Origin of the sequence: Agarivorans sp. 1_MG-2023 (assembly GCF_030548385.1) — a bacterium.
Taxonomy (GTDB): domain Bacteria; phylum Pseudomonadota; class Gammaproteobacteria; order Enterobacterales; family Celerinatantimonadaceae; genus Agarivorans.
In genome coordinates, this window is the sequence record NZ_JAUOSJ010000020.1 from 13822 (window position 1) to 31732 (window position 17911).

Genomic DNA, 17911 nt, shown 5'->3' on the forward strand with positions numbered 1-17911 from the left:
CCTAGGCAATTAACACATTATCGAGCAAGTCATTGACCAGCTGCTTGGCGTCACAACCATCGGCTAAAGCTTGGTAACTTAGGCTAACTCTATGGCCTAAAACAGCATGAGCAACAGCGCGTACATCGTCTGGCAATACATGCTTACGCCCTTTTAGCCAGGCATGGGCCCGTGCACATTTATCTAAGGCAATGGATGCGCGCGGGCTGGCTCCAACTTCAATCCATTGGGCAAGAGATGTCTCTGGGTAACGTTGCGGATGACGCGTAGCCATTACTAACGCTACAATATAGTTCTCCACTACTTCAGATACCTCAATCTCTGCTAACTCGGCTCGCCCAGCTAAAATCATCTCTGGTGAAATGTGTTCAATTTGCTGCTGTTGCTTCGCTAACTGCTTGGCCGATTCTTCGCCACGCACTAAACGAATAATCTCGCGCTCAGCCTGGTCGTCGGGGTAACTCACCTCCACTTTCATAATGAAGCGATCCATTTGCGCCTCTGGCAGCGGATACGTGCCCTCTTGCTCAACCGGGTTTTGGGTAGCAAGTACCATGAACAGTGGCGGTAGTTGATGAGTTTTATCGCCGACTGTAATGGTGCCCTCGGCCATGGCTTCGAGCAATGCTGCCTGTACTTTGGCTGGCGCTCGGTTAATTTCATCGGCCAAGACAATAGAGTTAAACACTGGGCCGGCTTGAAAACGTAGCTGGGGTTTGCCGTTTAGCTCTTGGTAAACCTCGGTGCCGGTAACATCTGATGGCAGTAAATCAGGCGTAAACTGGATTCGCCCAAAGGAGGTATCTAGCACATCTGCCAGTGCTTTAATCGAGCGAGTTTTAGCGGTACCGGGCAAACCTTCAAGCAATACATGGCCATTGGTTAGCAAACCAATCACCAGCGACTCAACCACATGACGCTGACCAATCACCGCCTGTTCAACTTGAGATATTAACGAGTTAACGGCTAATTGAGTGTGTTCCACAAAACCTCCAAAATATAAAATACTGGCATTACTTACCCCAAAGAGTGCGAAAGTAAGCCGCAAAAACTACAAGGTAGATTGAGAATATTTGTTCTGTAAATCCTGATAGATTGACGCAGGCGCTAATGATTTAAGTTTGGCTAAGCAAGGCTTTGCCAAGGGATCGTTCTGCTGGATATACAAATCACATAGGGCATAAAGATGTTGAGGTGACTGGCTGTTTTCAACGGCATGTTTAAGCAGTGTTATTGCTTGGTGCGGTGCATTTTGCTGAATAAACAAGGCATAAACATAAGAAAATTGCGGGTTATTGGGGCTAAGCTCTACCGCGCGCTTCAGTAAAATACCGGCTTGTTTAAGCTGTTGGTCTCGGTAAAAAGACAAACCCAAGCTATGAGCAATCGCACCACTTTTGGGCATTTCTTCTAAACCGCTCAATAAGGTTTTTATCGCTTTGCTGTTACTTCCTTCCACACGGTAAATCTCGGCCATTTGAATCACCGCCTGTTCAGTTTTAGGCGCTACCGATAACACTTTTTGATAGGCTTTAATGGCTGTAAGATTGCGCTGCTGATATTGAGCCACTAACGCAACTTCTAACCAGGTTGCAACGCTGTCATCAGCTTGCTGAATTTGTCTCAGGTAGTGGTCTACAGCTGGCTGAATAGCTTGTTGCTGCTGACTATTTAATTTTGACCATAGCGGCACCAGGCTTCTACCTGCCGCGGCTTGCACCTCGCCAGATGAATCGTTCACCAGTGGAGAAACCACGTCCCATTTAGCCACCTCACTCCATTGCTCAACAGCGTCAATAGACGCCAAGCGCAGCTCAACATGCTGGTCGCGGCTGGCTCGTGCAATCGCTATTAAGGCATTCGCTCCAGAAAACTGCCCTAATTGGCGAACGGCTTCGCTACGATGTTCAACTGATTTATTGATGTCTTGAGCCAACTGCGATAACGCTAATTCAGATGAGTCTTGCGTATTTTGTTGACTACTTATTGCCGGGCCACTTATTGCAAAGCACGCTAATGCGAGGTGTAAACACAAACTTTTCAGTGATAAAAACGGTGTCATTCAATGCACTCCTAAACCAGGGAATTATTCGTTACAGTGTCTGTTTCGCTAAGCGTTCCGTGCTAACTAACTGACTGTGCAACAAGTAGATCTGGTCGGTTTTAGGGAAGCGGTTATCCTGTAACCATTGGTTCAACCCATATAATAGTTCGGTTTTACTCATCTCACTGATAGACGACTGATTATCTAAGTAACCTAACAAGTTTAGGTCACTCGCCAGCTCAGGCAACGCGGCACTAGGTGCTAATAACGCTTTAAAGCTAGGATGCTCCATCATCTCTATGGTGTCGTAATTGCTTTTAGCTTGAATGTAAGCCGCTTGTGCTTTCTCGAAAGGTTCTTGGCATTCTGGTAACTGCTGCTCACGGTTTTGGCAGCCATTAAATAGCTGCGCATAGGCAGTGTAACGGCTAGACATGGTTTGGTAGGCTAAGCTGGTTTTCTCGCTTAGCGCCTCTTGCGGAAACAACTCATTTGCCGCTGCCAAAGCTGGCTGTAATAGGCCCAGCAATACTGTTACTACAATATATTTTTTCATTTTTTGTTCCGCTTACTTAAAGGTTAAGGCCATTGCCGCGCTGTTAATTTTTTTATGTACTGGGTAACCCATGGCTTTCACCATAATGGTGATGTACGGGTCTATGTGGCGATAGAATTGCTTCCAACCCGTACACAAGTAACTTAGTCCGCGCTCACCCTCTAGGGTTTTAAGTATTCGGTTTTTCGGGCACTCACCAAAACAGGCAAATTGGTAATCACATTGGCGGCATTGCTTCGGTAGGCTGGCTTCTTTGGCTTTGCCAAACTGCTGCTGTTTTTCTGAAAACTGTAGCTGCTCTAAGCTGCTATCGTTAATGTTGCCTAGTTTGTATTCGGGATAAACATAGTGATCGCAAGAAAATACATCACCGTTAGATTCAATCGCTAAACCCTTGCCACACATAGGTGCGTGGGTACATAAAGGGTTAACTCGTCCCATCCATGTTTCAATGCAAGCTTCAAAATAGGGTACGTTGATTACACCCACGTCGCTTTGAAACCACTCGTCGAATACCGCACATAAAAAGTCGCCCCATTGTTTGGCCGATACGCACCACGCTTCCATGATTGAATCTGGGTGACTAGGGTCTGTTTCCGGCATGCCTACAAACGGCGTTTCACTGGCAGACCAACATTGAGGAGCGGTATTACGAAAGCTTTTAGGTTCAACAATAGGGATGAATTGCATTTGCGGTGACTTAACCACATCACGTAAGAAGCGATAAATCTCTACTGGCGCATTGGCCGATACATTATTTACACAGGTCAGGGTGGCAAAATTGACTTTATATTTGTGCAATACCTCAAGGCCCTTCATGGTTTGGCGAAAGGTACCACGCCCCGCCTTATTGGTACGGTAGGTATTGTGGATAAGCTCTGGGCCGTCGATGCTCAAGCCCACTAAAAACTTATGCTTGGCTAAAAAACGCCCCCACTCTGGGGTTAATAAGGTGCCGTTGGTTTGTAGGTTATTTTCAATACTGACACCCGGTGGGCAGTATTTTTTTTGCAAACGCACCACATCACGGAAAAAGTCGACACCAAGCAAGGTGGGTTCGCCGCCCTGCCAATGAAATACGATTTCTGGAAAGTTATGTTGTTCGATGTAACTGCGGATATAGGTTTCTAACATCTCAGCATCCATTGCCGGACTACACCCTTTTTCGTAGTCAAGTAACTGCTCTTTTGAGAGGTAGTAACAATACTTACAATCGATGTTGCACTTTGGACCAATTGGCTTGGTCATTATGTTCATCCGTTGTACTGGTTTTCCCTGAAAAAGCTGAGCTGTTGAACTTGTCATCACGCGTTACCATCATTAATTCTAAAATAAAAAACGCTACCCCTAAATAAATTAGAGGTAACGTCCTTGTTCTCAATTTAGTCGCTAATTGCTACTTGTATTGAGCGTTCTGCCAAATGTTCATTTTCTCTACAATTTTATCGATTGAGAATGAACCAGGCTGCTGACGAGGTGGGAACTCAATAAACGTTTGTAACCACTCACCGGTTACTGCTGCGCCCATGTATAAGTATGGTACGCGGTCAAACATCCACGCTTCATAGGTTCCAGACGTTAGCATTGCGTCTTCGTAAGGGTCTTGGCGAAGGTTAATAATGTAAGGAATGCGTAGTTCTTTCATCGGGCATTGCCATACTTGAAAGCCAGTGCACTCTTGTACGCTATACAGTACTTTCCAATCACCAATACGAACACCTGATACATCGCCGCCATCGGTGACATAGAAGAAGGTTTTACGTGGCCAGTCGCTGTTATCATCAGCAGTAGTGCTTTTGCCTTCTTTCAGCTTCGGTAACAAGTTGTAACCATCTAGATGAACTTTGTAGTCTTTGCCATCAAGTTTGGTGCCTTTTTTAAGATCAGCAGCAATGTTTTCTTCGCCTACTGCCGCCATAAAGGTTGGCATCCAGTCGTTGTGAGCGCCAATTTCATTAACCACCTGACCAGCAGGGATCTGTCCTGGCCAGCGAATCATTGCTGGTACGCGGAAGCCGCCTTCCCAAGTACTGTTCTTCTCGCCGCGGTAACGCGCTGTTGCGCCATCAGGCCATGAGAATTTTTCTGCGCCGTTATCGGTGGTGTAAGACACAATGGTATTGTCGGCAATCTCTAGCTCGTCAAGCTTATCAAGTAGTTGGCCAACCATATTGTCGTGTTCAACTAAACCGTCGCCATACAAACCGCCGCGCTTAGATAAACCTTTAGACTCTTCTTTTAAGTGAGTCCAAACGTGCATACGGGTTGAGTTAAACCAAACAAAGAATGGTTTTTTATCTTGGTGTGCTTTGTCGATAAACTGCAAAGTTGCCGCTAAAAACTCTTCGTCTACGGTTTCCATACGCTTACGCGTTAATGAACCAGTATCCTCAATACGGCCATCAGCGTATGAGTGAATCACCCCACGAGGACCAAATTTTTTCTTAAACTCTGGGTCTTTTGGGTAGTCAGGGTTCTCAGGTTCTTCTTCCGCATTTAAGTGGTAAAGGTTGCCGAAAAACTCATCAAAACCATGGGCGGTAGGTAATTGCTCGTCACGGTCGCCTAAGTGGTTTTTACCAAATTGGCCAGTAACATAACCTTTGTCTTTAAGCATGGTTGCTAGCGTTGGATCTTCAGGGCGCATGCCCTCTTCTGCACCAGGAATACCCACTTTGGTTAAGCCTGTGCGCATTGGGTGCTGGCCAGTAATAAAGGCTGAGCGACCCGCAGTACAAGAGTTTTCACCGTAAAAGTCGGTGAACAATACGCCTTCATTGGCGATACGATCGATGTTTGGCGTCCAGTGCCCTGCTTGACCACGCGTATATGCGCTAAGGTTATCTATCCCAATATCATCTCCCCAAATGGCGAGAATGTTTGGTCGAGATGTATCGGTAGTGGCGAAACTCGCAGTAGCCGTAGAGGCTAACGCAAGCCCTACCGCCATTTGAATTAAGCTTCTTTTTTTAGTTATCAGCATGGAATTGCCTTTTTACAGTCATCAAAACAACAAGGAAGCGTTAATGTAGTGAGCGAGCTTTGGGCTGTAATCAGTAGAACTACGTAAAAAAATGCAGTATTCACCGCCAATGTTATTGAGATCATGTTTTTTGCGGGCTATCGCCAGTAATCGAAAAACCTTGCAGACACTAAATTGCATGCCCAGCTCTGCTTAGTTAGAATCGCCGCGAGCCCCCCATAATGCAGATAGAATGACTAAGCAGAGTTTTGACGCCCAGTTTGAGCAGTTATTGCTTACCCACACCTCGCGTTTAATCGAATTGCCCAACCAGCAATTTGAGAAGATGTTGGAGAAATCTGCTGTAGAAGCACTAGAGTTGTTTAACTTAGATAGACTAAGTTTGTACCCCGCTAGTCGGCCACAAGTAAACCTCAAGCAATACATTACTATGACTCGCGCGGCCGGCATTCCTAACTTTCAATTGTCGTTTTATGAAGACGATGCCGAGAGCTATTTTAACTCGTTGCGCAAGCTAAAAAGTATTACTACCTTTTCTGCGGATGATTTTGCTAAAACCGACAATGGCGTACTTAAACGCTTGGATAAAGAAGGGGTTCGTTGGCACGCCATTATCCCATTAGAAATTCATGGAAAGCTGTGGGGAGGTTTATCTGTAAGTAGTTACGATGAAAAGGTACAAGCCCCCGATCATGAACAGCTATTACGCTTGAAACTACTATGTCAGTTATGGGTATGTTCATGGCGCTACGCGATTTTGTCGCGTAACCTCAGCAAAGAATCTAACGAGATAAGCTACGTAATAGACCCCCTCGCAGCCTTAAGTAAACGGCAGCTGCAGGTACTTAGTCATCTGGCTGCAGGTCGTACGGCTAAGCAATGTGCTGAACTGCTTAACCTTAGTCACCGAACGGTTGAAACCCACAAGTACCGCATCATGGAAGCGATAGGCGTTAAAACCAATACTGAGCTGGTTAAGTTTGCAGCTCAGCATGATTTAATTGCCTACTAAGGCCTTAATCCAAGTTTAAAAACCTACCGCAACACCTAACCAGACGCTGGTATCAGTTTCTATTGGTGAACCGCCATTACCGTTGTAGTGTACTGCCTTTATGTAAGGTGAAATGTTAGAGCCCGCTACGTTTTGCGCATAAAAGCCGAGCTCATGTTCATTCCAGCGATGCCTGTCGTCCACAATCCCTTGCATCGCAAATACATCATCTCGCGTGACATTATGGTGGGTGTAGTCATAAGCCATAGTAATGCCATGCGTTAAATCTACCGCTATACCAGCCTTAGCTTGTAAGTCGGTATAATCGGTCGATTCGCCAAAGCTCATATCATCATAAACGACAGTGCTGCCTTTACCTTGCTCCCAAGCACCACCTAGGTAGAAGCTGAAATGCTCACCGAGTTGTTGGTTAAACAAAGCGGTAGCCATAAAATAGCTATCGCTGCTATGTTCAAATTCTTGCGGCGCGTCAAAGCGGCCATATTCCGCGGCAAACCACATATGGCGGGTATCATCAATATCGACCGTGCCGCTCACTTCTAATGCCGCCCAACCATCATCATCCATCATTAATTGCAGTCGCGCCTGTTCCGATAGCGCCATACTCACACCACCTTCCCAAACACCACTGTCGTTATACTGAAGATAGGCACCAAAATCAGGGTTATATTGATTCTCGATATCGGCGGCATTAACAGTCAATGAGGTAGCGCTTAAAACAGCTAAGGCGATTACAGATTTATTCAAAATGATTCTCTTCTTTATTTTTATAATGTCACTAGGTGACGGTATGCTAGCTCTAATCAAAGCCAAGCTATTTGGTAAATAGTCCTACCCATCGATAACCGTTTGGGCATACCGAACTACTAAATGTTAATGGAGTGTTTCGCCCATCCATCGATACGCAATAACTCCCTGTCGCAGAGCCTCGAATACTGTCAAAAGAGAAAGCATTAGCACTATTAAGCTGAACAACACTGACAAACAGGGCGATTGCTACTCTTTTATAAACACGTTTAGTCATTGTTTAATCCACAAAAAATTGCCCAAGCTCCGAGCATTAGTTTAAGAACAAGTTTTACCCGCCCTTTTCAACGCTAAAGCCAAGCAAGGCTCTACAACGGGCAATAGAATACCTAGAGAGTAGCAGTGGATTAAGGCGACTGAGTGGCAAGGATTGTTTCACTAAATGAAACAATTAAAGAATTGTAAAAAGCCGGCCATAGACTGAGATATCGCTATGGCGGCTAATACGTTTTAACGCTTCTATTTGGGCTGGATAGCTAAAAAGCCTGCAATGTGCTGATTTACTTGCTCACTGTGTTCATATTGCAAAGCATGACCCGCTCCCTGCACCAACACCAGTTCACAATGACTGCCTAAGGCTTCTTTTACTTTGCCAGCCTGTGAAACTGGTAGCTGCTTATCGGCCGTCCCCCATAGTAATAAACATGGGATATTTTTGTCTGCTAAGGCGTAATAGCTCGCCATCATAGGCTCTTGCATTAAGTCGCGCAGAGTAGCCAATAAAGCGCGCCGATAGCCAAAGTAACGTAACGGTGGCTCAAACTGCTCCGCCCAATCCAAGGCATTTTCCGGATTCGATAAATCCTCTAGCTGCTTTTTAGCCAAGTTCGGTACAAAAAAGCTGTAGGCAACATACTCGCCTATTATTGGCGTCGGCATCGGTGAGATATGAGGAGGGGTATTCAGTGGCGCGAGCAAAATCAAGCCTGCAACCCGATGTGGGTACTGCTCTGCAAAACTCACACAAATTGCCCCTCCCATCGAGAGACCCGCCAAATATACCGGCTCTTGAATCTCTTGGTCGTCTAGCAACTCTACGATTTGATCAACAAACAATTGGCGGCTGTAGCAGGTGTTAGGCCTTGCGGAGTATCCTCGACCATACAAATCAAGGCTAATCACTTGGTAACCTTGTTGAACAAGGCTATTCACATTGCGCTCCCACACATATGAGAATGCGGCAAAACCGTGCACCAATATCACCGTAGGAGCGGTTTTCTGCCCTACTCGATGAAAATGCACTACACCGAGGCTTAATTGAACATGCTGACCAGGGAGATCCTCAGGCTCCAATTCGTCAAGTTCAAAGACTTCTTGGTTACGGTAGAAAGGTAAGGCAAGGGCTGCCAGTAGCAGTAAAAACAACAAAAACTCTATCAGATATAGCATCGTCATTCCTCCACTTAAGGGGTAGAACCACTATACAATAAAGCCAGTTAAAAAGGAGTTAATGTTGCTGAAATTATGACCAAGTTAACCTCATTTCAACACTAACTCTTTATCCACACCTAATTGGTGTTATTTGTGTGATCTTAGGCGAGTATCGCGCTTACCACGGTACCTCAATACCCATTTCTTCAATTAAGCGAGCCACTTCTTTCCACGCAGATTTCTTTTGCGTCATATCAAGCTCTTCGCCAATTAAAAAGTCACGGTCGCCAGGTGCATTACCGTGGCCTAACAAGGCTGCAATAGACATCCATACATAGGCTTGTTCTGGATCTTCATCCATATTTTCGCCTTCAAAGTAGCGTAAACCTAATAGATAAGCCGCATCTTTTTGTTTGTTTAAAGCCGCTTGGTTATACCAGTATTCAGCCTGACCAAAATCTTGCTCTGTGCCTAAGCCGTCCCAGTAATGCTCAGCCAATAGAAACTGCGCTTCACCATCTTGTTGCTTAGCCGCAGCGGTTAGCCACTTAACCGCTTCCTCAGCTTGTACTCCCTGGCTGCTTAAGCCTTCACGGTACAACACCGCAAGCTGAGTCATTGCTGCTGGGTTACCCGCTGTAGCAGAAGTTAAATAATGAGCCAAAGCGGTATCGTAGCTTTGTTCTGCGCCTTCGCCCTTATGAAACTGTTGAGCTAATTCGAATTCTGCTTGAGCGCACTCTTGAGAACATTCTACGGCTGGTACTTGTTGGTTTGAACTATCACTAGCGTTATCTGAACTGCTACAACCGGCAATAAACGCCGCTGCAATACAGCTTGCTAGGCAATACATTGTTTTTTTCATTTTTTATCCTTTGTTGACCGTTGCCTAATGACCAAATAAGACAACGCGGCAAAGCTAACACACTAATCCCTTTAGAAAATAGTGAATAAATACTTATTTGCGATGAATCAACTAGGAGAGAAAAAATAAAGAAACAGGTGTTAAGATCACAAAGTTGCTGCTAATCGGCTTTAGCAGCAACCTTAAAGTGAATAAAACGTCTATTTTACGCAGTTATCAAAAAAGGTAACGGTGGCTGGCCAATCGGAAAATACCCCCACTAACTCTAGCTCTTTCTTTAGTACATTAAGTACTTCAAGTTCTGGGTAGTCGGTGTAACGACGTTCAATGGTCCACGTAATTAAGTCTAAACCTTCGGCCTTAAGCTCTTTGGCGTACTCGGTCGCTACAACCACTCCGGCTTGCTGCTCAACCAAAGACGTGTAAATTGGCGCAACAATCTTGATACCTTTAGCGGCAATCTCAGCGGGGCTTGGTACACCATCGAGTAAGTAAATAAGGTAAACCGCTTGTTCACCAAATTCTGGGTTATTAGCAATCCAAAACTCCACGTCTTCAATAGAAAAAGACTGAACGTATACTTGGCTTGGCTCAATGCCCGCCTCAATGTATTCGTCGATCATTTTCTGAGCGAACTCTTGCTGAGTAATACCAGCTGCAGCTAAGTCTTGGGCGCTAGGCGTTTTCAGTTCTGGGGTCATTTTCACACCCAGCTCCTTAAACAAGGCAATGCTCTCTTTGTGAGATAACAAGGTACCTGTATCTGCATATAAATCGCTACGAAAACTCGGTGTGGCATCCATATATTCTTCAACAGTTGTCGCCTGTTTGTTGGCGGCATCCATTTTACCTTGTAAGGATTTATACTCTGCGAGGGTGAAATCAGAAGTACGACACTCCGCAGTGGCATCTACCCCATTTACCGTATCAGCAGGTGTAAATGGAATAGAACATTTAGCCGCCAGCTCAGGCACAGCCAATACATTGGTAGTAGTATGTAAATCAGCATGCGAATGACGACACACCAACTCAGCATCTTTGGTAAAGGCAACGTCACATTCTAATACGCCAGCGCCCATACGGGCTGCGGCAACATAGCTTTCACGCGTATGCTCAGGAAACATTAATGGCGCACCACGGTGACCAATTGAAAAATCACTCACTGCGTAGCTGTTCATATCGTCTACACAAGCTTTTAGGGTGTCTTTTAACTCTCCCTCAGCAAGCTGATCCACCAAAAAGGCTGGGCGAGGACCAAGCTGTACCTTTGAAATAGCACCAGACTTAGCAATTTGTACCGGATTGTCATCGTCATTACAGGCGCTAAGAAGAACAAGTGGGCAGAGAAGCATGCCTAAGTGAGTGAGTTTCATTGGCTAATATCCTTATTTTTAGTTTATTGAGTTGGTTTACTAGCCACCCAGTTAAGTGGGGATTGATTGCAAAATGATGAACAATTGATGTTGAATTTATGTCGCTGAATTTAGTAACAAAAGACTAAATAAAAAGGCCAGCTTATTAAGCTGGCCTTGGTAGTACCTTAAGGGCTTTTAGCGATAATCAGGAATCGAGCGATTCCAAGTGACTAAGCCTTTAGCATTTGCCTTGCTTTGCCAATAGCTGGCTAATCGTGGGTTTACCTCGGTGCCTAAACCTACCCGATAATAATAGGCCAAGGTGTTAGCAGCAGGTTTTGAACCTTGTTCCGCAGCTAAGCTAAATAGTTCAAAGGCTTTTTGATAATTCTGCTCTACTCCACGCCCGTAATGATACATTCTGGCCAACCCCCACATGCCTTCGCTATTGCCGTTTTGCATGGCTTGTTCAAACATTTTCTGCGCTTTACTAAACTCTCGCTCGCCATACACGCCATGGTAATAAAGCAAACCTAATTCGCGGCTAGCGCTAGGGTGCAAACTGTCGCTGGCGACTTTGTAATAGTCAGCGGCTTTTTCAAGATCGGCTGGTTGATAAACACCTCGAGCAGTTACTTTACCAACCCAATAAGCAGATTCAGCTCGACCGTCATCGGCTAATTGCTTGTGTATTAAATAACAGCGTTGTTCTTGATTAGGTTTAGCGCACCAATTTTTAAGTTGTTGGCTAGTCAGATCTGTTTCTGCAGTGGCGTTAAATACGGTGCCGATTAGCAATATAGAGCAAGCTACACACCAAGTGATGAGTCTATTCATGATGTTTGTCCTTCAGCAATAAAGTGCATGTGGGTTAAGGTGGAAACCACGTTAACGCGATCTACCATGCAGTTTTGACACCAAGTATAAAAGCCATATATTACAGCAACATTTCAAAACTAAAATGACACAGACACCCAAAATGAAGCATTAACCACTAACTTAAAGCACCAAAATAGTAATTATTGAAAAGCATAATATATAAAATGAATACCTTAATTCGCCAACACAGCCTTACGCCACTGCAAAGGTGTTTGCTTGAACCACTTCTTAAAACTGCGAATGAAAATAGCCGGTTCTTGGTAGCCCAACATCATAGAAATATCGCCAATAGAGAGTTGGCTATCGAGCAAATAGTCGGTCGCCATGGTTTTACGTGCGCCTTCCAATAAATTGGAATAACTGGTTTGCTTCGCTTTTAAACGCTTTTGTAATACCCGCACTTGAACACCGAACAACTCAGCGACATGCGCAATGCTAGTATTGCCGTCGTATATTAAAGCGGGAAGAATCTGATAAATCAGATCATCGATATCTTCTAATCGATTCAAGGCTTCGTTGCTTTGCTTTCTTAAGGCATAACTCGGGAATACCTGGGCGCCTTTAACGTATGCCCAACGTTTATCAAACACAATGGCATTGGTGGCTTTGTTGGTTTTAATCGGGCAAGCAAACAGCTCAGACAACTCATCCACATGACTAAAAGAATGATCTAACCAAGCTTCGTTAATGCGCCACTCTTCGCCAAACAAGGTTTTAAAGGTTCGAAATACGCTGCCTAACATGGCACGGTGCATCGCATCACAATTGAATTGGTCACTAAAACACAATGAAAACTCAGCGCGTAGGGTATCCCCTTGTTCAACCAGTTCTAGTTCCGTTCCACTCGATTGAGCATTAAGAAAGGCCTTCAGCATGTGAATCATCGCCTCTAAATTTGGCATTTGCTGCACGGCCACGGCCAATACGCCTTGCTTGCGCAACGGCATAGTTAACCCGCATTGAACACTGGCCAAAGGCTTGTCGGCGTATTGATCCGCCACCGTTAGCAATTTGGTGAATTTTACCTGGCTCATCAAACCGCCTTCACGCAGCAATACGCTAGGTGAAATATCAGCCTCGGCTAACAAGCGATATTTGTCTAAGCCTTGTTGCTCTAGTAGCTCAATCACTGATTTAAGCGCTGATACCTGAAATAAGTATTCTTTCACCTTGCACTTCCTTGTCTGGCTCAATCATATAAGTATCTCGGCAATTCGTTAAAAGTCAATTTTAGATTATTGTGCGGTTAAAATAGCTGCAAGTTGAAAAGCCGAGTTGTATTTCAGATTGTTTATTTAGCTGTCCATACACAGCATATATTTAGGATCAATAATGACTAGAACACTTAAAACTATTTTTGCCATTACCTTGCTTAACCTATGCGTAAGCATGCCAGCATTGAGTAAAAGTGCTGCTGAAGAACGCGCGGAGTCAGACCAAATGGTTCAAGAAAGTTTGGCCGACTTTAAAAAAGAAAATGGCGAATTGGCCAGCAAAATTAACGGCGCGGTGGGGTATGCGGTATTTAGTAATGCAGGCATCAACTTGTTTGTTATCTCCGCTGGCGGCGGCCATGGGGTGGCGATAGATAACATCAGTGGTAAACGTACTTACATGAACATGGGCGAAGCTGGTGTAGGATTTGGTGCAGGGGTTAAAGACTTTAGAGCGCTAATGGTGTTTAAAACTCGAGAATCCTACGACAAGTTTGTAGAATCAGGATGGTTATTTGGTGCACAAGCGGATGCTTCAGCTAAAGCGGGTGACAAAGGTGGCTCTGCAGAAAGCGAAGGCGCGGTAGGCGATGTAGAAATCTACCAAATGACTGAAGCAGGTTTATCGTTAGAAGCTACCGTTAAAGGCACTAAGTTCTGGAAAGATAAAGATTTAAACTGAAATAGCTAGGTAAGCTAGCTTTAGCCAACAACTAAAGCTAGTTTTGTTAGTAAACATTTTTCACTCTCTATTTTCTATTTATCGGACACCAACTATGAAGCTATCAACATTAAGCAAAACCCTGAGTGCAACCATTATCACTATTTCTAGCACTGCTGCCTTCGCGCAACCGGTGAGCTCTTTAGACGGTTTCTTCTCTGAGCAAGGCGAACAAGTTACTCCGGCCAGTTACCCTACTGATGAAACCTCTCATCAAATGCTTAAAAACCAAGGTTTGGTAGGCGTGAATACTTTTTTGCACAAGCGCCAACTCACCCCTACCGATAACCAACCAGTAGTACGTATGAACCGCGATACCTACTATTCAATGGCAGTTGTTGATGTCTCTAAAGGTGCTAGCATCATTATTCCTAAGATGCCTGAAGGAAAATATGTATCGGTACAGCCGGTCACCGAGGATCACCGTATTCAGCCAATGTATTACGGCGCTGGCACCTATGAATTGAGCACTCACAGTGGTGACCACCTTTATTTGGTTGTGCGTTTAGACGCCACCTTAAGTGAAGAACAAGCAGCGAAGATTCAAGATCAAATGCAGCTTAAGGCCAACAGCGCTAAAGCATTTAGTGCAGAGCCGGTTAATCAGCAGTCTTTCAAGAAAGTAGAAGATGAACTCAAAGCGCAAATGCTCGCTATATCTGAGCGTGATGGTAAAAACGCCCTTACAGGCATGTTTACCGCACCAAACGACGATTCCAACAAACTGTATACCCAAGAGAAATACCAAGTAGGTGCAGCGGTTGGTTGGGGCGGCGCACAACAAGCAGACAACATTTATGAACTGTCGGGCAATTATCCTGCGGATACCTGTCATCAAGCCACCTTTAAAGACCCCAAAAACCACGCGTTTTGGTCTATTACGGTGTACAACAAAGCGGGTTTTATGTTTAACGACTTAGCCAACCTAAGTTCAAATAACGCTAAGCCAAATAGCGATGGCACGTATACCATTAGCTTTGGTTGTGGCGAAGACGCCATTAATAACATTAAGACCGCCAACGACACCGGGGTGTTTAACCTGGGCGTGCGACATTATCAGCCTAGCGACATGATTAAAGTAGATGGTTATCGCATTGTGCCACTAGTAAAAAGTGTTAATTAGGTCCAGTTAATAAGACCCAAACATCCATAAAAAAGCCGCTTAATAGCGGCTTTTTATTTACATTTAGTCGCAAAATTTGGCAATTAAATACCCGTGCTCATGGTGTACTCAAGCAAGCCAGTATGTTGCTCTATTTGTTCCCCCACTACACTAAAACCCTGCGATAAATAGAACTGGTAGCTCGCAACATTTTGCTTATAGACCGCCAAGGTTAAAATGCTGCGCTGTTGTTTAGCATGAGCAATAAGTTGCTTACCTATTCCCTGCCCTTGGCAGGCTGGATCCACAAATATTGCAGCGATATGTTTCTCACTTAAGGCGTAAAAGCCAACCACCTTACCTGCTTGCTCGTACACATAGGTTTCGGCATTAGGTAAATAAAGGTCTCGCATATTATCTAGTTGGTCTCGCCAAAAGCTGGCTTTTACAAAGTCATGTGCTTTTATCGAAGCGTCTAACCAAATATCTAACACCTGCTGAGTATCTTGATGTTGGAAAGGTCTAATCATTTTGTTGAGTCTTTGTGCGTTCTAATCAATAGATAATACCGCATTTCGACACTTTTGGCGTTTTCATCTCAATGATGTTTTGATGAATGTTCTGTGAGCAAAAAAGGTCTTAGGACCTTAATAAGGATAAGGCTTTGTGTGCGTATTTTGATGAGATAGAATAAGCACTAGTTACCTCTTAAGTGTTAAGCAGCAATGAAACTACTTGCAGATAAAACCGGTGAGCAATTCCTTACTATTCTCGAAGAAGATGGCGATAAGCTTGTTGTACAGTTTATTTCTAACGAGGGTCTTAAAAAAGGTCAGCCATTCAAAGACTCACTACGCAGCCTGTTGTTAGTGGGCTGGACACCCCGAAGCACTTCCACCGCTATTGGTTTATATCGCTTTAAGCAAGGTTATCTAGAAGATGCCCATGTGAGCTTTGCACTGCATCAGCTTTACCCTCTTGGTCGAAAAGTAAAACTGCCTTCGGGAGAAATAGCCCAAATAGCCAGCTATGCCAATACCCATAGCGACGGCTATTACATGTACTTAAGAAACACCCGTGACCAACAATTAAGCCGTTTAAAAATAACTCCAGATTGGCAATTGCTGCCTTCTACAAAGTTACTTGCTTTGCCGTACTTCCCTAAGCCTAAAACTCAACAAGAGCTTGATGTGATTAGCGATTACGACAAATGGGCTTGTGGATTTTAAGGCCGCTGTTTAGCCTTAATTATTGAAATTCTTCACCGTGGTTTTCTAAAGTACGTAGTTGGCATTTTTCACATTCAACATATCGGTCAACAAGGTCTAAGGACGCGCCCACTGCGCTAGCAGTGCCGCCAAAAAAACCTTCTAAAAAGGCTTTAAATTGCTCCATTTTACTGCTGCCATATTTAGAAGGCTTTTGTTTAACGATTTCTTTGTGTTCGGTTACTTTCTCACACTGTTGGCAAAATTGTCTGGCCATACTTCAACTCCATGTTAACTTCTGATAAAACCTTAAGCCATTAAATACAAAGAACAATTCCGTCCTATCATCACCTACTAACAGATTGTGTTAGCAAGCTTTAAAGAGAAATATTCTGTACTTACCCCAAAGCATTATCTAGAAAATATCAGCAAACTCAAATTTAATTGATAAAAACATCATAAGCAAAGATGACACAGATTAAAGAAACGACCAATACAGTATTTAAACCCGCACTTAGTGCCCTTCATTCTCCATTTCCTCTACAAAATCATCGAGTTCTTTTCCAGGGGAGTGACTAAATACGCGTTCTAGGTGGGTGAGTTCGGTGATTCTATCAATGCGGAAATTGCGAAAAGCGTCGCGCAATTCACACCATGCTAATAGCGTCCAAGTACCGCGCCAAAAGTAGATAGCTAAGGGGCGTATGATGCGCTTGCTATCATCGGCCTTGGCATCTTTATAGCTAATCTCTAAGTATTCACGTTGCTGAGCAGCAATACGTAGGGGATCGAGATATTTAAATTCATCCCTATCAATGTAGAAATCGGGGGCGAACATGAGTGATTGGTAAGCCTGTAAGCGCTGTGGTAACACCGCTTCCACTTTTATCATGGCCTGCTTGGCCGCCGAGGAAAGTTCTTTACCCGCCCAGGTTTGCACCATTCGCATGCCAATTTGAATGGCTTCTAGCTCGTGTTCGTTAAACATGAGCGGTGGCACATTCACCTCTTGGCGTAATAAATAACCTACACCCGCTTCGCCTTCAATAGGAATGCCACTTAAGCAAAGGTCTTGTATATCTCGGTAGATGGTTCGGGTGGAAACTTCGAGGCGCTCGGCTAAATCTTGGGCGGTGGTTAAACGCCGCATTCGAAGGATTTGTACTATTTGAAATAGCCTGTCTGCCCGTCTCATAGTTTTTCCATTTTGCTTGAAGAGCAAACACTAGCCCAGACCTGCAGGCTGAGCTAGCTAAATTTGCTGCGCATCATTCAATCTTTACTAATTTGAGTTTATTCAACCTTTGACCATAAACCTACTTTGTTACCTTCGCTGTCTACAAACAAAGCAATGTAACCATGCTCACCCTCGTTAATCGCAGTAAGCGGTAGCAAGATTTGCACACCAGCGTCAGTGATTTTATTTACTAGCGGGCTAAGTTTTTCACTTAAGTGCAAGTACAAAGTACTGCCATCTAAACTTGGCTTCATCATTTCATGTTTGCATAGGCCAATGCTGGCGGCTTCTGGATCTTCGGTCTCTAGAATGGCCATCTCCATATCGCCCATATTCTCACGGCGAAAGGTTAAGTCGAAGTGCTCAGCGTAAAAGGCTAAGGCGCGGTCCATATCGGCGACGGCGATCTCGCCCCAAACTAACGGTGCTACTGCTAACATAATTAACTCCTTGCTGTTACCTACTTAGCCCCCATGGCCAGCAGGTGTTAACACTATAAACACCCCCTACTGACAGCTTACTGTCAGTAGGGTTGCAGCAGTCTGGTTTTATTTCCC

General features: G+C 44.4%; 19 protein-coding genes. 4 read left to right on the forward strand and 15 right to left on the reverse strand.

Annotation, left to right across the window (positions count from 1 at the left end):
* Window position 1: 1 nt before the first annotated feature.
* From Q4592_RS20580 to Q4592_RS20600, 5 genes are all read right to left on the reverse strand, one after another.
* The gene (locus Q4592_RS20580) at window positions 2-985 is read right to left on the reverse strand and encodes a MoxR family ATPase (RefSeq protein ID WP_303516610.1); all 984 of its coding nucleotides are present in this window, start codon (window positions 983-985) and stop codon (window positions 2-4) included.
* A 66-nt stretch (window positions 986-1051) separates the two neighbouring features.
* On the reverse strand, window positions 1052-2062 hold the full coding sequence (locus tag Q4592_RS20585) for a hypothetical protein (RefSeq protein ID WP_303516611.1): 1011 nt from the start codon (window positions 2060-2062) through the stop codon (window positions 1052-1054).
* 31 nt (window positions 2063-2093) lie between these two features.
* Window positions 2094-2600, reverse strand: a complete 507-nt coding sequence (locus tag Q4592_RS20590; protein WP_303516613.1) for a hypothetical protein — start codon at window positions 2598-2600, stop codon at window positions 2094-2096.
* A 12-nt stretch (window positions 2601-2612) separates the two neighbouring features.
* Window positions 2613-3848: an anaerobic sulfatase maturase gene (locus Q4592_RS20595; protein WP_303516615.1), complete on the reverse strand. Its 1236-nt coding sequence runs from the start codon at window positions 3846-3848 to the stop codon at window positions 2613-2615.
* Between the two features lie 148 nt (window positions 3849-3996).
* Entirely contained in the window at window positions 3997-5577 is a 1581-nt protein-coding gene (locus Q4592_RS20600) for an arylsulfatase (protein WP_303516656.1), read from the reverse strand.
* A 238-nt stretch (window positions 5578-5815) separates the two neighbouring features.
* On the opposite strand from Q4592_RS20600, the gene Q4592_RS20605 reads away from it, so the two are divergent.
* Window positions 5816-6595 (forward strand): response regulator transcription factor, encoded by a 780-nt coding sequence (locus Q4592_RS20605; RefSeq protein ID WP_303516617.1) that lies wholly within the window; start codon window positions 5816-5818, stop codon window positions 6593-6595.
* Window positions 6596-6610: 15 nt separating this feature from the next.
* On the opposite strand, the gene Q4592_RS20610 is transcribed toward Q4592_RS20605, so the two are convergent.
* The 6 genes from Q4592_RS20610 to Q4592_RS20635 all read right to left on the reverse strand — a co-directional run bounded on the left by Q4592_RS20610 (window position 6611) and on the right by Q4592_RS20635 (window position 13041).
* Window positions 6611-7342, reverse strand: coding sequence for a hypothetical protein (locus tag Q4592_RS20610; RefSeq protein WP_303516618.1), 732 nt, complete (start codon window positions 7340-7342; stop codon window positions 6611-6613).
* Between the two features lie 519 nt (window positions 7343-7861).
* Window positions 7862-8791: an alpha/beta fold hydrolase gene (locus Q4592_RS20615; protein ID WP_303516619.1), complete on the reverse strand. Its 930-nt coding sequence runs from the start codon at window positions 8789-8791 to the stop codon at window positions 7862-7864.
* A 160-nt stretch (window positions 8792-8951) separates the two neighbouring features.
* Window positions 8952-9638 carry a tetratricopeptide repeat protein gene (locus tag Q4592_RS20620; RefSeq protein ID WP_303516621.1) on the reverse strand — a complete coding sequence of 229 codons (687 nt, stop codon included), beginning with the start codon at window positions 9636-9638 and terminating at the stop codon, window positions 8952-8954.
* A gap of 200 nt (window positions 9639-9838) precedes the next feature.
* Window positions 9839-11011, reverse strand: a complete 1173-nt coding sequence (locus tag Q4592_RS20625; protein ID WP_303516623.1) for a glycerophosphodiester phosphodiesterase family protein — start codon at window positions 11009-11011, stop codon at window positions 9839-9841.
* Window positions 11012-11188: 177 nt separating this feature from the next.
* Window positions 11189-11830 (reverse strand): tetratricopeptide repeat protein, encoded by a 642-nt coding sequence (locus Q4592_RS20630; protein ID WP_303516625.1) that lies wholly within the window; start codon window positions 11828-11830, stop codon window positions 11189-11191.
* A gap of 215 nt (window positions 11831-12045) precedes the next feature.
* Complete coding sequence (locus Q4592_RS20635; RefSeq protein WP_303516627.1) at window positions 12046-13041, reverse strand: AraC family transcriptional regulator; 996 nt, start codon at window positions 13039-13041, stop codon at window positions 12046-12048.
* A 163-nt stretch (window positions 13042-13204) separates the two neighbouring features.
* Between Q4592_RS20635 and Q4592_RS20640 the strand changes: the two genes are divergently transcribed.
* Entirely contained in the window at window positions 13205-13768 is a 564-nt protein-coding gene (locus Q4592_RS20640) for a YSC84-related protein (RefSeq protein ID WP_303516628.1), read from the forward strand.
* 94 nt (window positions 13769-13862) lie between these two features.
* Complete coding sequence (locus Q4592_RS20645) at window positions 13863-14930, forward strand: DUF1254 domain-containing protein (RefSeq protein WP_303516629.1); 1068 nt, start codon at window positions 13863-13865, stop codon at window positions 14928-14930.
* A gap of 83 nt (window positions 14931-15013) precedes the next feature.
* Here Q4592_RS20645 and Q4592_RS20650 read toward each other — a convergent pair whose 3' ends face one another.
* Entirely contained in the window at window positions 15014-15439 is a 426-nt protein-coding gene (locus Q4592_RS20650) for an N-acetyltransferase (protein WP_303516631.1), read from the reverse strand.
* 195 nt (window positions 15440-15634) lie between these two features.
* On the opposite strand from Q4592_RS20650, the gene Q4592_RS20655 reads away from it, so the two are divergent.
* Entirely contained in the window at window positions 15635-16138 is a 504-nt protein-coding gene (locus Q4592_RS20655; RefSeq protein ID WP_303516632.1) for a hypothetical protein, read from the forward strand.
* 19 nt (window positions 16139-16157) lie between these two features.
* Here Q4592_RS20655 and Q4592_RS20660 read toward each other — a convergent pair whose 3' ends face one another.
* From Q4592_RS20660 to Q4592_RS20670, 3 genes are all read right to left on the reverse strand, one after another.
* Window positions 16158-16394: a hypothetical protein gene (locus Q4592_RS20660; RefSeq protein WP_303516633.1), complete on the reverse strand. Its 237-nt coding sequence runs from the start codon at window positions 16392-16394 to the stop codon at window positions 16158-16160.
* 237 nt (window positions 16395-16631) lie between these two features.
* Window positions 16632-17312, reverse strand: coding sequence for a YafY family protein (locus tag Q4592_RS20665; protein ID WP_303516635.1), 681 nt, complete (start codon window positions 17310-17312; stop codon window positions 16632-16634).
* A gap of 98 nt (window positions 17313-17410) precedes the next feature.
* Window positions 17411-17794, reverse strand: coding sequence for a VOC family protein (locus tag Q4592_RS20670; RefSeq protein WP_137672713.1), 384 nt, complete (start codon window positions 17792-17794; stop codon window positions 17411-17413).
* Window positions 17795-17911 lie beyond the last annotated feature (117 nt).

What these genes read in the sequence shown, in the direction of transcription:
- Q4592_RS20585 (WP_303516611.1), bottom strand. Translation starts at nt 2,062, where the DNA reads ATGACACCGTTTTTATCACTGAAAAGTTTGTGTTTACACCTCGCATTA.
- Q4592_RS20590 (WP_303516613.1), bottom strand. Translation starts at nt 2,600, where the DNA reads ATGAAAAAATATATTGTAGTAACAGTATTGCTGGGCCTATTACAGCCA.
- Q4592_RS20595 (WP_303516615.1), bottom strand. Translation starts at nt 3,848, where the DNA reads ATGACCAAGCCAATTGGTCCAAAGTGCAACATCGATTGTAAGTATTGT.
- Q4592_RS20605 (WP_303516617.1), top strand. Translation starts at nt 5,816, where the DNA reads ATGACTAAGCAGAGTTTTGACGCCCAGTTTGAGCAGTTATTGCTTACC.
- Q4592_RS20615 (WP_303516619.1), bottom strand. Translation starts at nt 8,791, where the DNA reads ATGCTATATCTGATAGAGTTTTTGTTGTTTTTACTGCTACTGGCAGCC.
- Q4592_RS20620 (WP_303516621.1), bottom strand. Translation starts at nt 9,638, where the DNA reads ATGAAAAAAACAATGTATTGCCTAGCAAGCTGTATTGCAGCGGCGTTT.
- Q4592_RS20625 (WP_303516623.1), bottom strand. Translation starts at nt 11,011, where the DNA reads ATGAAACTCACTCACTTAGGCATGCTTCTCTGCCCACTTGTTCTTCTT.
- Q4592_RS20630 (WP_303516625.1), bottom strand. Translation starts at nt 11,830, where the DNA reads ATGAATAGACTCATCACTTGGTGTGTAGCTTGCTCTATATTGCTAATC.
- Q4592_RS20640 (WP_303516628.1), top strand. Translation starts at nt 13,205, where the DNA reads ATGACTAGAACACTTAAAACTATTTTTGCCATTACCTTGCTTAACCTA.
- Q4592_RS20645 (WP_303516629.1), top strand. Translation starts at nt 13,863, where the DNA reads ATGAAGCTATCAACATTAAGCAAAACCCTGAGTGCAACCATTATCACT.
- Q4592_RS20650 (WP_303516631.1), bottom strand. Translation starts at nt 15,439, where the DNA reads ATGATTAGACCTTTCCAACATCAAGATACTCAGCAGGTGTTAGATATT.
- Q4592_RS20655 (WP_303516632.1), top strand. Translation starts at nt 15,635, where the DNA reads ATGAAACTACTTGCAGATAAAACCGGTGAGCAATTCCTTACTATTCTC.
- Q4592_RS20660 (WP_303516633.1), bottom strand. Translation starts at nt 16,394, where the DNA reads ATGGCCAGACAATTTTGCCAACAGTGTGAGAAAGTAACCGAACACAAA.
- Q4592_RS20665 (WP_303516635.1), bottom strand. Translation starts at nt 17,312, where the DNA reads ATGAGACGGGCAGACAGGCTATTTCAAATAGTACAAATCCTTCGAATG.
- Q4592_RS20670 (WP_137672713.1), bottom strand. Translation starts at nt 17,794, where the DNA reads ATGTTAGCAGTAGCACCGTTAGTTTGGGGCGAGATCGCCGTCGCCGAT.